The organism is Geobacillus lituanicus (assembly GCF_050994965.1).
In the GTDB taxonomy this organism is placed as follows: domain Bacteria; phylum Bacillota; class Bacilli; order Bacillales; family Anoxybacillaceae; genus Geobacillus; species Geobacillus stearothermophilus.
Genome location: NZ_CP194773.1, coordinates 2,880,838 through 2,896,484, shown reverse-complemented (window position 1 = coordinate 2,896,484; position 15,647 = coordinate 2,880,838). Strand labels below are relative to the sequence as shown.

Genomic DNA, 15,647 nt, shown 5'->3' with positions numbered 1-15,647 from the left:
TAGAAAATTAAGTGGGGGTAGTTCACTGAATAAGTATTGAAAAATCACGGGAAAGCTGATAAAGTGATAATGTGTTCAATTTGAATATTTATTTATATTTAAGTATATTTATGTGACAGGAGAGGAGAACGACCATGGCAAATCCAAAATTGGTGTTGGCCTACTCGGGCGGTTTAGATACATCGGTGGCGATCAAATGGCTTCAGGAGCGCGGGTATGATGTGATCGCGTGCTGCTTGGACCTTGGGGAAGGAAAAGACCTTGATTTCGTGAAAGAAAAAGCGCTCAAAGTCGGCGCGATCAAATCGTATGTCATCGACGTCAAAGACGAGTTTGCGAACGAGTATGCGCTCATCGCTCTGCAGGCGAACGCCCTGTATGAAGGGAAATATCCGCTCGTCTCGGCGCTGTCGCGTCCGCTCATCGCGAAAAAACTCGTTGAAATCGCCGAGCTCGAAGGCGCGGTGGCGGTCGCCCACGGCTGCACGGGGAAAGGGAACGACCAAGTGCGCTTTGAAGTGTCGATCAACGCGCTCAATCCGGACTTGGACGTCATCGCCCCGGTGCGCGAGTGGAGCTGGTCGCGCGAGGAAGAAATCGAATACGCGAAACAGCACGGCATTCCGATTCCGGTCGACCTGGACAGCCCGTTTTCGATCGACCAAAACTTGTGGGGCCGCAGCAACGAGTGCGGCATTTTGGAAGACCCGTGGGCGGCTCCGCCGGAAGAGGCGTATGAGCTGACGGCTTCGCTTGAGAACGCGCCGGATGTGCCGGATGTCATCGAGATCGGCTTTGAACAAGGCGTGCCGGTGACGTTAAACGGCAAGGCGTATCCGCTCGCGCAATTGATTTTGGAGCTGAACGCGTTGGCCGGCAAGCACGGCGTCGGCCGCATCGACCACGTCGAAAACCGCCTTGTCGGCATTAAGTCGCGCGAAGTGTACGAATGCCCGGGGGCGATCACGCTCATCAAAGCGCATAAAGAGCTCGAAGACTTGACATTGGTGAGAGAAGTCGCCCATTTCAAACCGATCATCGAGCAAAAAATCGCCGAAGTCATTTACAACGGCCTGTGGTTTTCGCCGCTCAAAGACGCGCTTGTCGCGTTTTTGAAAGAAACGCAGAAAAACGTCACCGGCGTCGTGCGCGTGAAGCTGTTTAAAGGCCATGCGATCGTCGAAGGGCGCAAATCGCCGTTCTCGCTTTATGATGAAAAGCTGGCGACGTACACGTCGGAAGACGAGTTTGACCATCAAGCGGCGGTCGGGTTCATCTCGCTGTACGGTCTGCCGACGAAAGTCAACAGCATCGTCAACAAGCAACACAAAGCGTCGGTATCGGCCGGCCAATAAGGAAAAGGAAGGAGGAAGTCGCATTCCTCTGCGGCGAGATTCGTGAAAAAACTTTGGGGCGGACGGTTTACGAAAACAGCGGAAGAATGGGTCGACGAGTTTGGCGCGTCGATCCCGTTCGACCAGGAGCTGGTGGAAGAAGACATTGAAGGCAGCCTTGCCCATGTGACAATGCTTGGCGAGTGCGGCATTTTGCCGGCGGAAGATGTCGAGAAGATCAAGAGCGGACTCCTGCGGCTGCTCGAAAAAGCGAAGCGGGGGGAACTCGAGTTTTCCGTCGCGTATGAAGACATTCATTTAAACATTGAAAAAATGTTGATCGACGACATCGGCCCGGTCGGCGGCAAGTTGCACACCGGACGGAGCCGGAACGACCAAGTGGCGACCGATATGCATTTATACTTGCGCAAGCGCGTTGAAGAGATTCTCAGTCTCATCCGCGGGCTGCAGCGGGCGCTTGTCGCTCAAGCCGACAAACATGTCGACACGATCATGCCCGGGTATACGCATTTGCAGCGGGCGCAGCCGATTTCGTTTGCCCATCATTTGCTTGCGTATTTTTGGATGCTCGAGCGGGACTATGAACGTTTTTCTGAGTCGCTGAAACGGATTAACCGCTCGCCGCTCGGCGCCGGGGCGCTCGCCGGAACGACGTTTCCGATCGACCGGCGGCGGACGGCGGAGCTGTTGGGTTTTGCCGATCTTTACGAAAACAGCTTGGATGCGGTGAGCGACCGCGATTTCATCATCGAGTTTTTAAGCAACAGCTCGATGCTCATGATGCACTTGTCGCGGCTCGCTGAAGAGCTCATCCTTTGGTCGAGCCAAGAGTTTCAGTTCATTGAGCTTGATGATGCGTTTGCGACCGGCAGCAGCATCATGCCGCAAAAGAAAAACCCGGACATGGCCGAGCTCATCCGCGGCAAAACCGGCCGCGTGTACGGCCATTTGATGGCGCTTCTCACGGTGATGAAAGGGCTGCCGCTCGCCTACAACAAGGACATGCAAGAAGATAAAGAAGGCATGTTTGATACAGTAAAGACGGTCGTCGGGTCGCTGAAAATTTTCACCGGTATGATTGAGACGATGAACGTGCGCACGGACGTGATGGAGCGGGCGACGAAACAAGACTTTTCAAACGCGACCGAGCTTGCCGATTACTTGGCGGCCAAAGGCATGCCGTTCCGCGAGGCGCATGAGGTCGTCGGCAAGCTCGTGCTGCTTTGCATTGAGAAAGGCGTCTTTTTGGCCGACTTGCCGCTTGACGTGTATAAGGAGGCGTCGCCGCTCTTTGACGCAGACATTTATGACGCCTTGAACCCGCGCACGGCCGTCAACCGCCGCAACAGCGCCGGCGGCACCGGTTTTGCCGAAGTGCGGGCGGCGCTTGAAAAAGCGAAAGAAAAGCTAAACACCCCGTAACGGCGGGGTGTTCTTTTTTGACCGTCACATGTTTTCGCATCGGACAAGGAAGTTTTTCGGTCCATCTGCTTCATGTGACGAAGACATTATTCTTTCGGCGTCCTTACAACGAGCACATCGCATTTCGCATAGCGGACGATGTTTTCCGAGACACTGCCAATCAGAAACCGCTCGACCGCGTTCAACCCGGTCGCCCCGCAAATGATGAGGTCGGCTTTGTATTTCGGAGCGACGTCTTTGGCGATTTTCACTTTCGGCGAGCCGAATTCGACCGCGGTGTCCACATCGTCGAGTCCAGCGGCGACGGCTTCGTTTTTATACCGCTCAAGCAATTCGTTCGCATACTGTTCCGAACGTTCGGCGAGGGCATAATCGTGCGCTTCAACGGTCGTAAAGCCGCGCGAGTCGATGATGTGGGTCAAAATGAGTTTCGCCCCGTTTCGCTTGGCGATTTGGATCGCTTTTTTCAACGCCCATTCCGCTTCCTTCGAGCCATCGACGGCGACGACGATCGTTTGGTAGGTCATGGTCATGTTCTCCCCTCCCTTTGGTTAAAAATGCTATCTCTATATATGGTATACCCATCGCCCTTTGACGAGAAACTAGGCCATATATTGAGATTTTGTGAACAGGGGAGGAAGAGCAATGGAAAAGCGGTATAACGACTGGCAGTACGATGAGGAGGAAGTGCGGACGATCACCGAGCAAATTACCGAGTCGTATGAAAGCGGCATTGTTGACGAGGATGAATCGTATTACGACCCGCGCCGCGAAGTCGGCGAATAGCCATAGCGCCTGCGCGTTATGGTTATTTTTTTGTATTCGCTCCGGTTTGTAGTAAAGTAAAAATGAGACAGCAAATCGCGACGAGGAGGGAGAAGGGTGCGGCACGCCTTGATTACGGCCGGAGCGAAAGGATTGGGGAGAAAAGTGACCGAGCTGCTGCTTGATAAAGGCTACTCGGTGACGGTGAACTACCGGAGCGATGAACAGGCGGTGCGCTCGCTTGCCGAGAAGTACCGCGGCGCCGCTGACCGCCTCCAGTTTGTGCAGGGAGATGTGACGGACAAAAACGATTTAGCGGCGCTTGTGGACGCCGCCATGGAGCGGTTTGGCCGCATTGACTGCCTCATCAACAATGCAGGGCCGTACATTTTTGAGCGGAAAAAGCTGGCCGATTATACGGAAGACGAATGGTACGAAATGATTGAAGGCAATTTGAGCTCGGTCTTCCATTTAGTGAGAAGGACGATCCCGATTATGCGAAAACAACGGTTTGGCCGCATCATTACGTACGGATTTCAAGGAGCGGCGGATGCCCCGGGCTGGGTGCACCGTTCGGCGTTCGGCGCGGCGAAAGTCGGGCTTGTATCGCTGACGAAAACGATCGCCCTGGAAGAGGCGGAATATGGCATTACCGCCAATATGGTGTGCCCAGGCAATATTGTCGGCGCCATGAAAGAGGCGGGGATCGCCGACGCCCGCGCGAGAAGGGATGCGGAAACGCCGGTCGGACGCCCGGGGACTGGTGAAGATATCGCCCGCGTGATCGCGTTTTTATGCGAGGACGACTCGGATTTCATCACCGGCGCCGTCATTGACGTCACCGGCGGAGCGAACGTCATTTACCGCCACCTTTTCCGTTGAGACCAGCGCCTCCTCCTTTTTCGTTTGCTTTTGTGCGAAACGGGGCACAATAAAAGGAAGAAGTGGGAAGGAAAAAGGAGGAAATGTGATGAAGATCGGCATTCCAAAAGAAATCAAAAACAATGAAAACCGCGTCGCCATCACTCCGGCAGGCGTGATGACGCTCGTCAAAGCGGGGCATGACGTGTATGTGGAGACGGAAGCCGGCGCTGGGTCGGGGTTTTCCGATTCCGAGTATGAAAAAGCCGGGGCAGTGATCGTGCCGAACGCGGAAGATGCTTGGACGGCGGAGATGGTGTTGAAAGTGAAAGAACCGCTGCCTGAGGAGTTCCGCTATTTCCGTCCTGGGCTCATTTTATTTACGTATTTGCATTTGGCCGCGGCCGAAGCGCTCACGAAAGCGCTCGTCGAGCAAAAAGTGGTCGGCATCGCTTACGAGACGGTGCAGCTGGCGAACGGTTCGCTGCCGCTGTTGACGCCGATGAGTGAAGTCGCCGGCCGCATGTCGGTGCAAGTCGGCGCCCAGTTTCTCGAGAAGCCGCACGGCGGGAAAGGCATTTTGCTTGGCGGCGTGCCCGGGGTGCGGCGCGGCAAAGTGACGATCATCGGCGGCGGCACAGCGGGGACGAACGCGGCGAAAATCGCGGTCGGCCTCGGGGCGGACGTGACGATTTTGGACATTAACGCCGAGCGGCTGCGCGAGCTCGATGATTTGTTCGGCGACCACGTGACGACGCTCATGTCCAACTCGTACCATATCGCCGAGTGCGTGCGCGAATCGGATTTGGTCGTCGGCGCCGTCTTGATCCCGGGGGCGAAAGCGCCGAAGCTGGTGACGGAAGAGATGGTGCGCTCGATGACGCCGGGATCGGTGTTGGTCGACATCGCCATTGACCAAGGCGGCATTTTCGAAACGACCGACCGCGTCACGACGCACGACGATCCGACATACGTCAAGCACGGCGTCGTCCATTACGCCGTCGCCAACATGCCGGGCGCGGTGCCGCGCACGTCGACATTCGCGCTTACGAACGTCACGATCCCATACGCCTTGCAAATCGCCAACAAAGGCTACCGCGCCGCGTGCTTGGATAACCCGGCGCTGTTAAAAGGGATCAACACGCTCGACGGGCACATCGTGTACGAAGCGGTCGCGGCGGCGCACAACATGCCGTATACGGATGTTCATTCGTTGTTGCACGGATGAAACCATGAAGATGGAGCCGCCTTGATGGCGATGAGAAAACAAAGCTGTCCGAATCGGCTTGGGGATCGGGCCGGTGGACAGCTTTGTTCGTGCGCTTATTCGCAGAAGCTTTTGCCAATGGTTTTTCTCGTTATACAATGATCAATTCCTTCGAAAACGACGTCAACACCTCAACGCCGTTGTTCGTGACCGCGACATCGTCTTCAATGCGCACGCCGCCGATGGATGGGACGTAAATGCCCGGTTCGATCGTAAACACCATGCCGGGAGCGAGCGGGTCGGGGTTGGCGCCATGAAGCGATGGGTATTCGTGGATTTCGATTCCTAAGCCGTGCCCGACGCGGTGGGTGAAGTACGGGCCGTAGCCGGCTTGTTCGATGACGTTTCGAGCGGAGCGGTCGATCTCCTTCATCGCGGTTTGCGGGCGGCAGGCGTCGATCGCCGCCTGCTGGGCGCGCCGAACGGTATCGTACATGAGCCGCTGTTCGTCGCTTGCCGTCTGACAGACGACGGTGCGGGTAATGTCGGAGCAATACCCATCGACGATGACGCCCAAATCGAACAGCACGAAATCCCCCGGTGCGACCGCCGCCGTTCCCGGCACGCCGTGCGGGTCGGCTGATTTGGCGCCTGCAAGCACGGTCGTGGGAAACGACATCCCTTCAACGCCGAGTTTTTTCAGCTCATATTCAATGACGGCGACAAGTTCAAGCTCCGTCACGCCCGGGCGAATGGCCGAGACGCCGATTTCGACCGCTTTGTCGGCCAGCTCCGTCGCCTGGCGCAGCGCTTTCATTTCCTGCTCATCTTTGATCAGGCGAAGCTGGCGCAGCTTTTCTTCGGCATCGAGCCATTGGGCGTTCGGAAACAGCGCCGAGAGCCGCTCGAAACGGGCGAACGACAAATCGTTTTTTTCGACGGCAATCGAGACGGCCTTGACACCGCGCGCTTTGAGATGGCGCTCGATCTCTTCCCACGGGTCGGCGCTGTCGTCGTAGCCGATCACCGTATGCCCAAAGCCGCTCCGGCGGGCGCGCGGGACTTCCATTTGCGGGCAGACGAGCGCGGGCTCGCCGTCAGGAAAGACCAAAAGCGCCAGCAACCGTTCGTGCGGGTCGCACCGAAATCCGCTCAAATAAAACACGTTCGCACTTGACGTGACGAAGGCGAATGAACTATGTTGTTGTTGAAGCCAAGAGGAAAATGCTTGCAGCCGTTTGTTCATCGTCCCATTCCTTCCTTTTTTCACTGTTGTCCATTTTGAGCGTACCAAGAAACGGGCCATTTGTAAATGGACAGGCAGGAAAAGAAGGAAATGGGCGAATGGCGGCGAATCATGGGAAGGGAAGGGGGAGATGTGACGATGAAAATCAGCTACCATGGCCATTCGGTTGTCCGCATTGAGACGAACGGAAAAACGATTTTGATCGACCCGTTCATCACCGGCAATGCGACGACCGATTTGAACGCGGCGGATGTGAAAGCGGATGTCATTTTGCTCACGCACGGGCACGGGGATCATGTCGGCGATACGGTGGAGATCGCCAAGCGGAACAACGCCCTTGTCGTGGCCACATTTGAGCTGGCGACATATTTAAGCTGGCAAGGGGTTGAAACGTTCGGCATGAACATCGGCGGGGCGCGCGAATTTGACTTTGGCACGGTCAAGTTGACGCAGGCGTTCCACAGCTCCGGGTTTGTGACCGAGGACAAGCAAATCATTTATTTAGGCATGCCGACCGGCATTTTGTTCACGGCCGAAGGGAAAACGATCTACCATGCCGGCGACACCGGGCTGTTTTCCGACATGAAGCTGATCGGCGAGCGCCATAACATCGATGTCGCCTTTTTGCCGATTGGGGACAGCTTCACGATGGGGCCGGAAGACGCGGCCGTTGCCGCCGAGTGGCTCGGAGCGAAACTCGTCGTGCCGATCCATTACAACACGTTCCCGCCGATTGTCCAAGACCCCGAACGGTTCGTCTCGCTTCTACCGTCGGGTGTCGGCCGTGCTCTGAAGCCAGGCGAAAGCATCGAGCTGTAACAGCGGCGCCCTTCCCACTTTGGGAAGGGCGCTTTCTGATGGCCGGCGCGATCGTTGAATCCCCGCTGCTGAGCCCTGTATAATGAAAGTAACAATGCGTAAAGGGTGAAGACCGTTGGCGACCAAACATGAACAAATTTTAGAATACATCCACCGGCTGCCGATCGGCGAGAAAATTTCCGTCCGGCAGATCGCCAAGGAAATGGGCGTGAGCGAAGGAACGGCGTACCGAGCGATCAAAGATGCGGAGAACAAAGGATACGTAAGCACGATCGAGCGCGTCGGCACGATTCGGATCGAGAAAAAGCGGAAGGAAAACATTGAGAAGCTCACGTACGCTGAAGTCGTCAACATTGTCGACGGACAAGTGCTCGGCGGGCGGGAAGGGCTGCACAAGACGCTCAACCGCTTCGTCATTGGGGCGATGCAGCTGGAGGCAATGATGCGCTATACGGGTGCAGGGGATTTGCTTATCGTCGGCAACCGGACGAAGGCGCACGAACTGGCGCTTGAAGCCGGGGCGGCCGTGCTCATCACCGGCGGGTTTGACACGGCCGACCACGTGAAAAAGCTCGCCGATGAGCGGCAGCTGCCGATCATTTCGACGAGCTATGACACGTTTACGGTTGCGACGATGATCAACCGGGCGATTTATGACCAGCTGATCAAAAAGGAGATTGTGCTCGTTGAGGACATTGTCACCCCTGTCGAGAAAACAGCCTATTTATATACAGACGATCCCGTCGAGCGCTGGTATGCGCTAAATCGCGAGACGCGCCATACCCGGTTTCCGGTCGTCGACGACCAGTTGAAAGTGCAAGGCATTGTGACGGCAAAAGACGTGCTGGATGTCGACCGGCAGCTGCCGGTCGAAAAGGTGATGACGAAGCAGCCGATTACGGTGAACGGAAAAACATCGGTCGCATTTGCCTCGCACATCATGGTATGGGAAGGGATTGAACTGCTTCCGGTTGTTGATGACCATAACCGGCTGCAAGGGATCATCAGCCGCCAAGACGTGTTAAAAGCGCTGCAAATGGCGCAGCGCCAGCCGCAAGTCGGCGAGACGATCGATGACCTCGTCACCGCCCAGTTCCGCGAGTCAGGCGACAAAGAAACGCTGTTTCGCTGCACGATCACGCCGCAAATGACGAACTATTTAGGGACACTCTCGTACGGCGTGTTTACGACGATCGTCACCGAAGCGGCGGCGCGGATGCTGCGGGCGTACAAACGCGGCGATTTGGTGATGGAAAGCATTACGATTTATTTCATCAAGCCGGTGCAAATCGACACTACAGTCGACGTGCAGGCGAAGCTTTTAGAGCTCGGGCGCAAGTTCGGAAAAGTGGACGTCGAGGTGTACAATGAAGGCGCCATCGTCGGGAAGGCGATGATGATGTGCCAGCTGATCGACCGGTAATCGACAACGAAAAAAGGATGTCCGCCCTTTGTTGCTGGACATCCTTTCCCTTTCGCTGTGAACGGTTATGGTCAGCTTTGTTTCGCCGCTTTTTCCGCCTCTTCGATCGCCTGCGGCAGATAGCAGCGGTAGGCGCGGCAGCCGGCCCAGACGCTGCCGGCGCCTAGGGCGATAAAGATGGAGGAGATGATATAGGTGACAGTTGTCTGATACAAAAACAATTGGTTGACTCCGAACAAGGCGACAAACAGCCCGAGCGCCATGCTCGATTTCGCCGAGAGGAAGCGGCGCTCCATCGGGCGCTGCGAGCGAACGTAGCGGATTTTATAATAGACGTAAAACGAAAAGGAAAATATAATGAAAATAACCAATACGGGCATGCTGGCTCCCTCCGTAGTCCGTTTCTTTTTCCATTGTACATAGAAGCGCGGAAAAATGCCAGCGGTTGAAAATGACAAGCCATAAAAAGGGGACGAAGTGATGAAAGACGTTTGCCGGGACATTCTTGAAACGATTCGCCAATTTGATACGATCATCATCCATCGCCACGTGCGCCCGGACCCGGACGCGTACGGGTCGCAAGGCGGGCTGGCGGCGCTGCTTCGGGCGTCGTTTCCGGAAAAACAAGTGTATGCGGTGGGGACGGATGATCCATCGTTGTCATTTTTACGTCAAATGGATGTCATTGACGATGGCGCCTATGAACAGGCGCTCGTGATTGTCTGTGACACGGCGAACGAAGAGCGGATTTGTGACAGCCGCTACCGGCTCGGGCGGAAGCTGATCAAAATCGACCACCATCCGAACGATACGCCGTACGGCGACATCATGTGGGTTGACACCGACGCCAGCTCGACGAGCGAAATGATTTACGAACTGTATTTGGCCGGCAAAGACGACGGGCTGACGATGACCGCCGAGGCGGCGCGCCTGATTTACGCCGGCATTGTCGGCGACACGGGCCGTTTTTTGTTTCCGCGCACGAGCGAAAAAACGTTTCGCTATGCCGGAGAGCTCATTTCGTACGGCTTTTCGCTGACGGAATTGTATGACGGGCTGTACCGGACGAGCCTGCCGCTCGCCCGTTTGAGCGGTTATGTGCTGTCGAATTTCACGATCGATGAAGGAGTGGCGGCGGTGAAAATGCCGCGGGCGCTGCTCGAAGAATACGGCGTCACCCCGCTTGAAGCGTCGCAGCTTGTCGGGCTGCTCGGCAACATTGATGGCATCATCGCCTGGGTGTTTTTCGTTGAGGAGGAGAAGGAGATTCGCGTGCGTTTTCGTTCGAAAGGGCCGGTCATCAATGTCGTCGCCAAGCGGCATGGCGGCGGCGGCCATCCGCTGGCGGCCGGCGCGTCGATCGCTTCATGGGAAGAAGCCGACCGCATTGTTGAAGAGGTGAGAGCCGTTTGCCGGGCGGAACGGTAACAGAAGGGGGCGAGAAGGGCGTCATGCGGCGCCGCCCCCTCTTTTGCCGCCTGATGCAGCGTCCGGCGCTCTTGTCGGCGTCGGGGTGTCGGTTTGTTTTGGCTTTTCTCGTTTGTCGGCTGCATGGCGTGTTAAGGGAGCGGCTTCAATTTCACTTCCACAGCCAAAAGGGTGAAAATGGTGAGCGTATGAATTTCCAGCCGGTACTCTTTTTCGTGGATCGTATACGTTTTGTTTTCAATTGCCCGCTTGATCAGCTCGCGGCTGTTGTACACCGTTTCAATATCTTTGGTGATTAAATGGGACAAATCTTCTTTCACACTGTCTTCGATGCGGAACGCTGTGTACGAATCAAGCTTGTATTGCTTGGCGTTGACAAGATGGACGGACACGTCCTGCACGGTCAGCTTTTTTTTCATTTCTTTGTTGTAATGGATATAGTCTTCTTGCCAAATGCGAATTTCATTTTGCAAGTCGGCGATCTGCTCGTTCAGCTCATTGACGTGCCGCACCTGCTTTTCCTGCAGGACGCCGAAAATGTACAAAAAGACAAACCAGCTGATGAGCGCCCCAATCGCTACGCCGGCGAAAAAACGCTGCCATGACGGATATTGGTAATACGGAGGAATTCTCATGGCGAAATGTGCTCCTGTGTCAGCCACGTAATGATCGCCACTCCTGTTTGCGCGCCGCCCATGGCGGACAAAATGAGCAAAAACTGCCGCACAATGTCTTTTGTTTCCCCGAGAAACAGCCCTCGCTCGACGACGTAAAACGTATCAAACGTTCCGCCGATGGCGGCGACGACCGCCCAAATGCGCAAGTCGCCGGCAAACCGGTACATGGCCGTCAGCGGCTGGCCGCCGCTCAAAAAAGCGCCGAGCGCGCCGATGATGGCGCCGCCAAGCAACACGCCGACCGCGATAAAATAGCTTTGGATCAACGCCGGCAAAAACGCTGCTTTTTCGTCCATCGTTTCCCCGCCCTTTCTTTCTCTTTTACTATGTATATCAACGAATGGGACGGAGCATGCAGCCAATGGAAAAGTTTTCGTCCGCAGACGGATGAATAAGGGAGGGCTGTCTATGACGTTTGTGCACTTGCATGTGTCAAGCGGCTATAGTTTGTTTCAAAGCACGGCCACCGTGGAAGCGCTGGCGGCCAAGGCGAAACAGCTCGGCTGCCCCGCCTTGGCGTTGACCGACCGCAACGTGCTGTATGGCGCTCTGCCCTTTTACAAGGAGTGCCAGCGCCATGGCATCCGTCCGATCATCGGCGTGACGGCCGATATTGCTCTCAGCGGGGACGGAGCCTATCCGCTCGTGCTGTTGGCCGCCAATGAGGAAGGGTACCACCATGTAATCGAAATCAGCACGATGATCCAAATGGGCGAAGAAAAGCAGATCGATGAAGACGCCCTCCGCCGGTTGAGCGGTGGAATTGTCGCCATCACCCCGGGGGCTGAAGGGCGGGTCGAGTCGTTGCTGGCCGCCGGGGAATGGCAGCAGGCGAAAGCGGTGCTCGCCCGCTATCAACAGCTGTTTCCTGGCTGTTTGTATGTGGCTGTCCAGCGCGGCGAGCGGACGCGCGCACCGTACGAAGGAGCGTTGCGGCAGTTGGCGGAAGAAGCCGGGGTTCCGGTCGTGGCGACGAATGACGTCCGTTATGTTGAGCGCGGCGACGCCGCAGCGTGGCGCTGCCTGCAGGCGATCAGGCTCGGCGTGCCATTTGCTGACGTCCAAGAGGATGGCGGCCGTTATTTGGCGGCGCCGGATGAGATGGCGCGCCGGTTTTCCGACTTGCCAGAAGCGCTTGAGAACAGCGCGGCGATCGCTGATCGGTGCGAACTGCACATCCCGTTTGGCGGTTGGCGGCTGCCGAAATTTCCGGTGCCTGACGGCGAGACGGCGGACGGGTATTTACGCCGCCTGTGCGAACAAGGGCTCGCCCGCCGTGTGCCGGGCGCCGATGAGCGTTACTGGAAGCGTCTGCGGCATGAGCTTGATGTCATTCAGGCAATGCGCTTTAGCGATTATTTTTTGATTGTCGCCGATGTGATTGCCTACGCCCGCCAACGTGGCATTCTCATCGGACCGGGCCGCGGTTCGGCGGCCGGCTCGCTCGTCGCCTATGCTTTGGCTATTACCGATGTCGATCCGATCCAATACGGGCTGTTGTTTGAGCGGTTTTTGAATCCGGAGCGGGTGTCGGTGCCGGATATTGATCTTGATTTTCCCGATGACCGGCGCGAAGAAATGATTCGCTATGCGGCGGACAAATACGGGCGCGACCGCGTCGCGCAAATCATTACGTTTGGGACGTTCGGCGCCAAGTCGGCGCTGCGCGAGACGGCGAAAGCGCTCGGCATTCCCGGGCGTGAGGCGGAGCGGGTTGTGTCGCTTTTGCCGGATAAACAAGGGGTGACGATCCGCCAATGGCGCAGCGAGTCGACCGCGTTCCGCCGCGCCGCCGAAACGGTGCCGGACGGCAAGCAGTGGCTGGATATCGCACAAACGCTCGAAGGGCTGCCGCGCCATACATCGATTCACGCGGCTGGCGTCATCATCAGCCCTGAGCCGCTTGTGCGCCAAGTCCCGTTGCAGCCAAGCCATGGCGAATGGCCGCTCACGCAATACGCCATGGGGTCGCTCGAGGCGCTCGGCCTTCTCAAAATGGATTTTCTCGGCTTGCGCACGTTGACGCTGCTCGGGCAAATGGTGCGTCTCATCGAACGGCAGACAGGAAAGCCGTTTGATGTGCGTCGCGTTCCGCTTGACGACGAAAAAACGTATGCGCTCCTGAGCGCCGGAGAGACAAACGGCATTTTTCAGCTTGAATCAAGCGGAATGAAGCGTGTGCTTGCGGAATTGCGGCCGTCGGAGCTGGAAGACTTGGTCGCTGTCAACGCCTTGTACCGGCCGGGGCCGATGGACATGATTCCTGCTTATATCCGGCGCAAGCGCGGAGACGAGGCGATTTCGTATATCCATCCTGACCTTGAGCCGATTTTGGCGCCGACTTACGGAGTGCTGATCTACCAAGAGCAAATTATGCAAATCGCCGCCCGCATGGCTGGGTTTTCGCTCGGACAAGCGGACGTGCTCCGGCGGGCGGTGGCGAAAAAAGAGAAGGCGCGTCTCGCTGAACAGCGGGAGGCGTTTGTCGCCGGCTGCACGGCGAACGGCTATCCAAAGGAAGTTGCCGAGGAATTGTACCGGCATATCGTCCGCTTCGCCGATTACGGCTTCAACCGGAGCCACGCGGTCAGCTATGCGCTGTTGTCGTATGCGATGGCCTACATTAAAGCCCACTATCCGCTTTGTTTTTACGCGGCCATGCTCTCGGGCGCTTCCGGCGACCGGGAAAAAACGGCTCTTTACGCTAGCGAAGCAGCGCAAAAAGGGATTCCGCTGCTGCCGCCATCCGTCAACCGGAGCGGCTATCGGTTTGCGATCGAAGGCAAGGCGATCCGCACCGGGCTGGCGGCGGTGAAACATGTCGGCACGGCGGCGAGGCTCATCATCGAAGAGCGTCGGGAGCGCGGACCGTTTGCCGATTTTTTCGATTTCGCCATCCGCCTGTTGCCGAAAGGATTGCCGCGCCCGGCGCTTGAGGCGCTCGTTTTGGCCGGCGCGTTTGATGAAATGGACGGGGAGCGGGCTTCGCTTTTAGCGAGCATTGACGTGGCGGTCGAACACGTGCAATTGGTCGGGCCGTACTTGGACACAGGCGGATTGTCGCTGAAGCCGAAATACATGGATGCCCCCCCGCTGCCGCCGGATGAGCGGCGGAAACGGGAAAAAGAGTTGCTCGGGTTTGCCGTCACCCCGCATCCGGCCGCGGTCTGCCGCCCGCTGTTTCAAGCGGCCCGGGCGGTGCCGATTGCCGAAATGCACGGTTCGGCGGCCGTGGTCGGCGGCTATGTGGCCAAACAGCGGAAAACGAGAACGAAACGGGGGGAGGAAATGGCGTTTGTGACAATTAGCGATGAAAGCGGGGAAGTGGAGGCGGTCGCCTTTCCGTCCATTTATGCCCGCGCCTCCGATGAGCTGGCGGAAGGAAACTTTGTGTTGCTTTTTGGAACGGTCGACCGGCGCGCAGGCAGGCGACAGCTCATCATCCGCCGCGCCGGCCTCCTGCCCGTGTCGGCGCTATACATTAACGCGAGCCGGGCCGATGAGGCCAAATTGTCCAAGCTGAAACAGCTGCTTGAGCAGCAGCGCGGCGCTACGCCGGTCTATTTGTATGACGAAGCGAAGCGGACGCTTCTCCGTCTTCCGGAGCAGTACGCCGTCGCGCTCACAGCGCCGCTTGTCGATGGGCTGCTCGCCTTATTCGGCTTCGGGCGCATTGCTGTGAAATAACTTCCCCTTTACTATTTCGCTATTTTATTATATCGTATAACCATTAGGTGGTCAGACCAGTGCGTCTGGCTGCGGTTGAACGGCATGCCGCCCACGCATGGAGTATGGCATGAACCGAAAAGGAGGGGTCTCCGTTCAACGATGAAAAAGTGTACGCCGAGACGTTGAAGCATATCCATCGTCTCGTTGTCGAGGATGGCCTTGTCCCGGGCGACAAGCTGCCGTCAGAACGCGAGCTGGCCGAGCGGCTCGGCGTCGGCCGCTCGTCGGTGCGCGAGGCGCTGCGGGCGCTTGAGTTTCTCGGCCTGATTGAGACGCGGCGCGGCGAAGGGACCTACTTGTGCGAGGTCGGCGGACATCAGCTGATTGAGTTGCTGGCGATGTTTTTGCTTGAAAATGAACGGGCGAAAGCGGATTTGGCGGAAACGAAATGGCTGATCGAACGGCTGCTGCTCGAGCTCGCTTGCCTCCGCTGCAGTGAAGATGCGCTGGAGAGGCTGGAAAAAACCGTTCGCCAAAAACCGACTGATTTCACGCCGTTTTTTCAGGCGGTCGCTGAGGCGGCTGACAACTACTTGCTCATCCGCATTTGGCGGGCGCTGTCTGGGTTTGCCTCCGCCTGTGCGCCCGACCCACCGCTTGCCGACTCGTTTTATGACCAGCTGTTAGCAGCATTGAAAAAACGCGATCCGGCTGAAGCCGCTGCTGTCTGGGAGAGGCACCGGCCTTCGCCGTTGTCGAAACAGAACTAACACCG

15 protein-coding genes are annotated in these 15,647 nt (G+C 57.0%); 10 read left to right on the top strand and 5 right to left on the bottom strand.

Annotation, left to right across the window (positions count from 1 at the left end; genetic code table 11):
- Window positions 1-134 precede the first annotated feature (134 nt).
- Together ACR1UW_RS14820 and argH are read left to right on the top strand one after the other, a co-directional pair.
- Window positions 135-1,355 carry an argininosuccinate synthase gene (locus ACR1UW_RS14820; protein WP_033008582.1) on the top strand — a complete coding sequence of 407 codons (1,221 nt, stop codon included), beginning with the start codon at window positions 135-137 and terminating at the stop codon, window positions 1,353-1,355.
- Between the two features lie 42 nt (window positions 1,356-1,397).
- A complete protein-coding gene (argH, locus tag ACR1UW_RS14815; protein ID WP_100659269.1) occupies window positions 1,398-2,777 on the top strand; it encodes an argininosuccinate lyase in 1,380 nt (459 codons plus the stop codon).
- An 86-nt stretch (window positions 2,778-2,863) separates the two neighbouring features.
- Here argH and ACR1UW_RS14810 read toward each other — a convergent pair whose 3' ends face one another.
- Window positions 2,864-3,310 (bottom strand): universal stress protein, encoded by a 447-nt coding sequence (locus ACR1UW_RS14810; RefSeq protein WP_341084821.1) that lies wholly within the window; start codon window positions 3,308-3,310, stop codon window positions 2,864-2,866.
- Window positions 3,311-3,422: 112 nt separating this feature from the next.
- Between ACR1UW_RS14810 and ACR1UW_RS14805 the strand changes: the two genes are divergently transcribed.
- From ACR1UW_RS14805 to ald, 3 genes are all read left to right on the top strand, one after another.
- Window positions 3,423-3,563 carry a hypothetical protein gene (locus ACR1UW_RS14805; RefSeq protein WP_011232228.1) on the top strand — a complete coding sequence of 47 codons (141 nt, stop codon included), beginning with the start codon at window positions 3,423-3,425 and terminating at the stop codon, window positions 3,561-3,563.
- Between the two features lie 96 nt (window positions 3,564-3,659).
- Entirely contained in the window at window positions 3,660-4,424 is a 765-nt protein-coding gene (locus ACR1UW_RS14800; protein WP_013144502.1) for an SDR family oxidoreductase, read from the top strand.
- Window positions 4,425-4,512: 88 nt separating this feature from the next.
- Window positions 4,513-5,631, top strand: a complete 1,119-nt coding sequence (ald, locus tag ACR1UW_RS14795; protein ID WP_237420696.1) for an alanine dehydrogenase — start codon at window positions 4,513-4,515, stop codon at window positions 5,629-5,631.
- A 130-nt stretch (window positions 5,632-5,761) separates the two neighbouring features.
- On the opposite strand, the gene ACR1UW_RS14790 is transcribed toward ald, so the two are convergent.
- The gene (locus tag ACR1UW_RS14790; protein ID WP_094239082.1) at window positions 5,762-6,856 is read right to left on the bottom strand and encodes a M24 family metallopeptidase; all 1,095 of its coding nucleotides are present in this window, start codon (window positions 6,854-6,856) and stop codon (window positions 5,762-5,764) included.
- A 138-nt stretch (window positions 6,857-6,994) separates the two neighbouring features.
- Here ACR1UW_RS14790 and ACR1UW_RS14785 point away from each other — a divergent pair, with 138 nt between their 5' ends.
- Both ACR1UW_RS14785 and ACR1UW_RS14780 read left to right on the top strand, forming a co-directional pair.
- Window positions 6,995-7,675: a metal-dependent hydrolase gene (locus ACR1UW_RS14785; RefSeq protein WP_015375596.1), complete on the top strand. Its 681-nt coding sequence runs from the start codon at window positions 6,995-6,997 to the stop codon at window positions 7,673-7,675.
- Between the two features lie 115 nt (window positions 7,676-7,790).
- Complete coding sequence (locus ACR1UW_RS14780) at window positions 7,791-9,098, top strand: CBS domain-containing protein (protein WP_094239081.1); 1,308 nt, start codon at window positions 7,791-7,793, stop codon at window positions 9,096-9,098.
- Window positions 9,099-9,169: 71 nt separating this feature from the next.
- Here the strand turns inward: ACR1UW_RS14780 and ACR1UW_RS14775 are convergent, their stop codons facing one another.
- Window positions 9,170-9,478 carry a YtpI family protein gene (locus ACR1UW_RS14775; protein ID WP_033014458.1) on the bottom strand — a complete coding sequence of 103 codons (309 nt, stop codon included), beginning with the start codon at window positions 9,476-9,478 and terminating at the stop codon, window positions 9,170-9,172.
- 100 nt (window positions 9,479-9,578) lie between these two features.
- Here ACR1UW_RS14775 and ACR1UW_RS14770 point away from each other — a divergent pair, with 100 nt between their 5' ends.
- Complete coding sequence (locus ACR1UW_RS14770; RefSeq protein WP_033008569.1) at window positions 9,579-10,526, top strand: DHH family phosphoesterase; 948 nt, start codon at window positions 9,579-9,581, stop codon at window positions 10,524-10,526.
- Between the two features lie 131 nt (window positions 10,527-10,657).
- Here the strand turns inward: ACR1UW_RS14770 and ytrI are convergent, their stop codons facing one another.
- Window positions 10,658-11,161, bottom strand: a complete 504-nt coding sequence (ytrI, locus tag ACR1UW_RS14765) for a sporulation membrane protein YtrI (RefSeq protein ID WP_498933897.1) — start codon at window positions 11,159-11,161, stop codon at window positions 10,658-10,660.
- Window positions 11,158-11,499, bottom strand: coding sequence for a sporulation membrane protein YtrH (gene ytrH / locus ACR1UW_RS14760; RefSeq protein ID WP_033008565.1), 342 nt, complete (start codon window positions 11,497-11,499; stop codon window positions 11,158-11,160). The genes ytrI and ytrH overlap by 4 nt, the downstream gene beginning before the upstream one ends.
- A 112-nt stretch (window positions 11,500-11,611) precedes the next feature.
- Between ytrH and dnaE the strand changes: the two genes are divergently transcribed.
- Both dnaE and ACR1UW_RS14750 read left to right on the top strand, forming a co-directional pair.
- Window positions 11,612-14,890, top strand: coding sequence for a DNA polymerase III subunit alpha (gene dnaE / locus ACR1UW_RS14755; protein WP_237420694.1), 3,279 nt, complete (start codon window positions 11,612-11,614; stop codon window positions 14,888-14,890).
- A 149-nt stretch (window positions 14,891-15,039) separates the two neighbouring features.
- Window positions 15,040-15,642 (top strand): FadR/GntR family transcriptional regulator, encoded by a 603-nt coding sequence (locus ACR1UW_RS14750; RefSeq protein ID WP_047818863.1) that lies wholly within the window; start codon window positions 15,040-15,042, stop codon window positions 15,640-15,642.
- The last annotated feature ends 5 nt before the right edge of the window (window positions 15,643-15,647 follow it).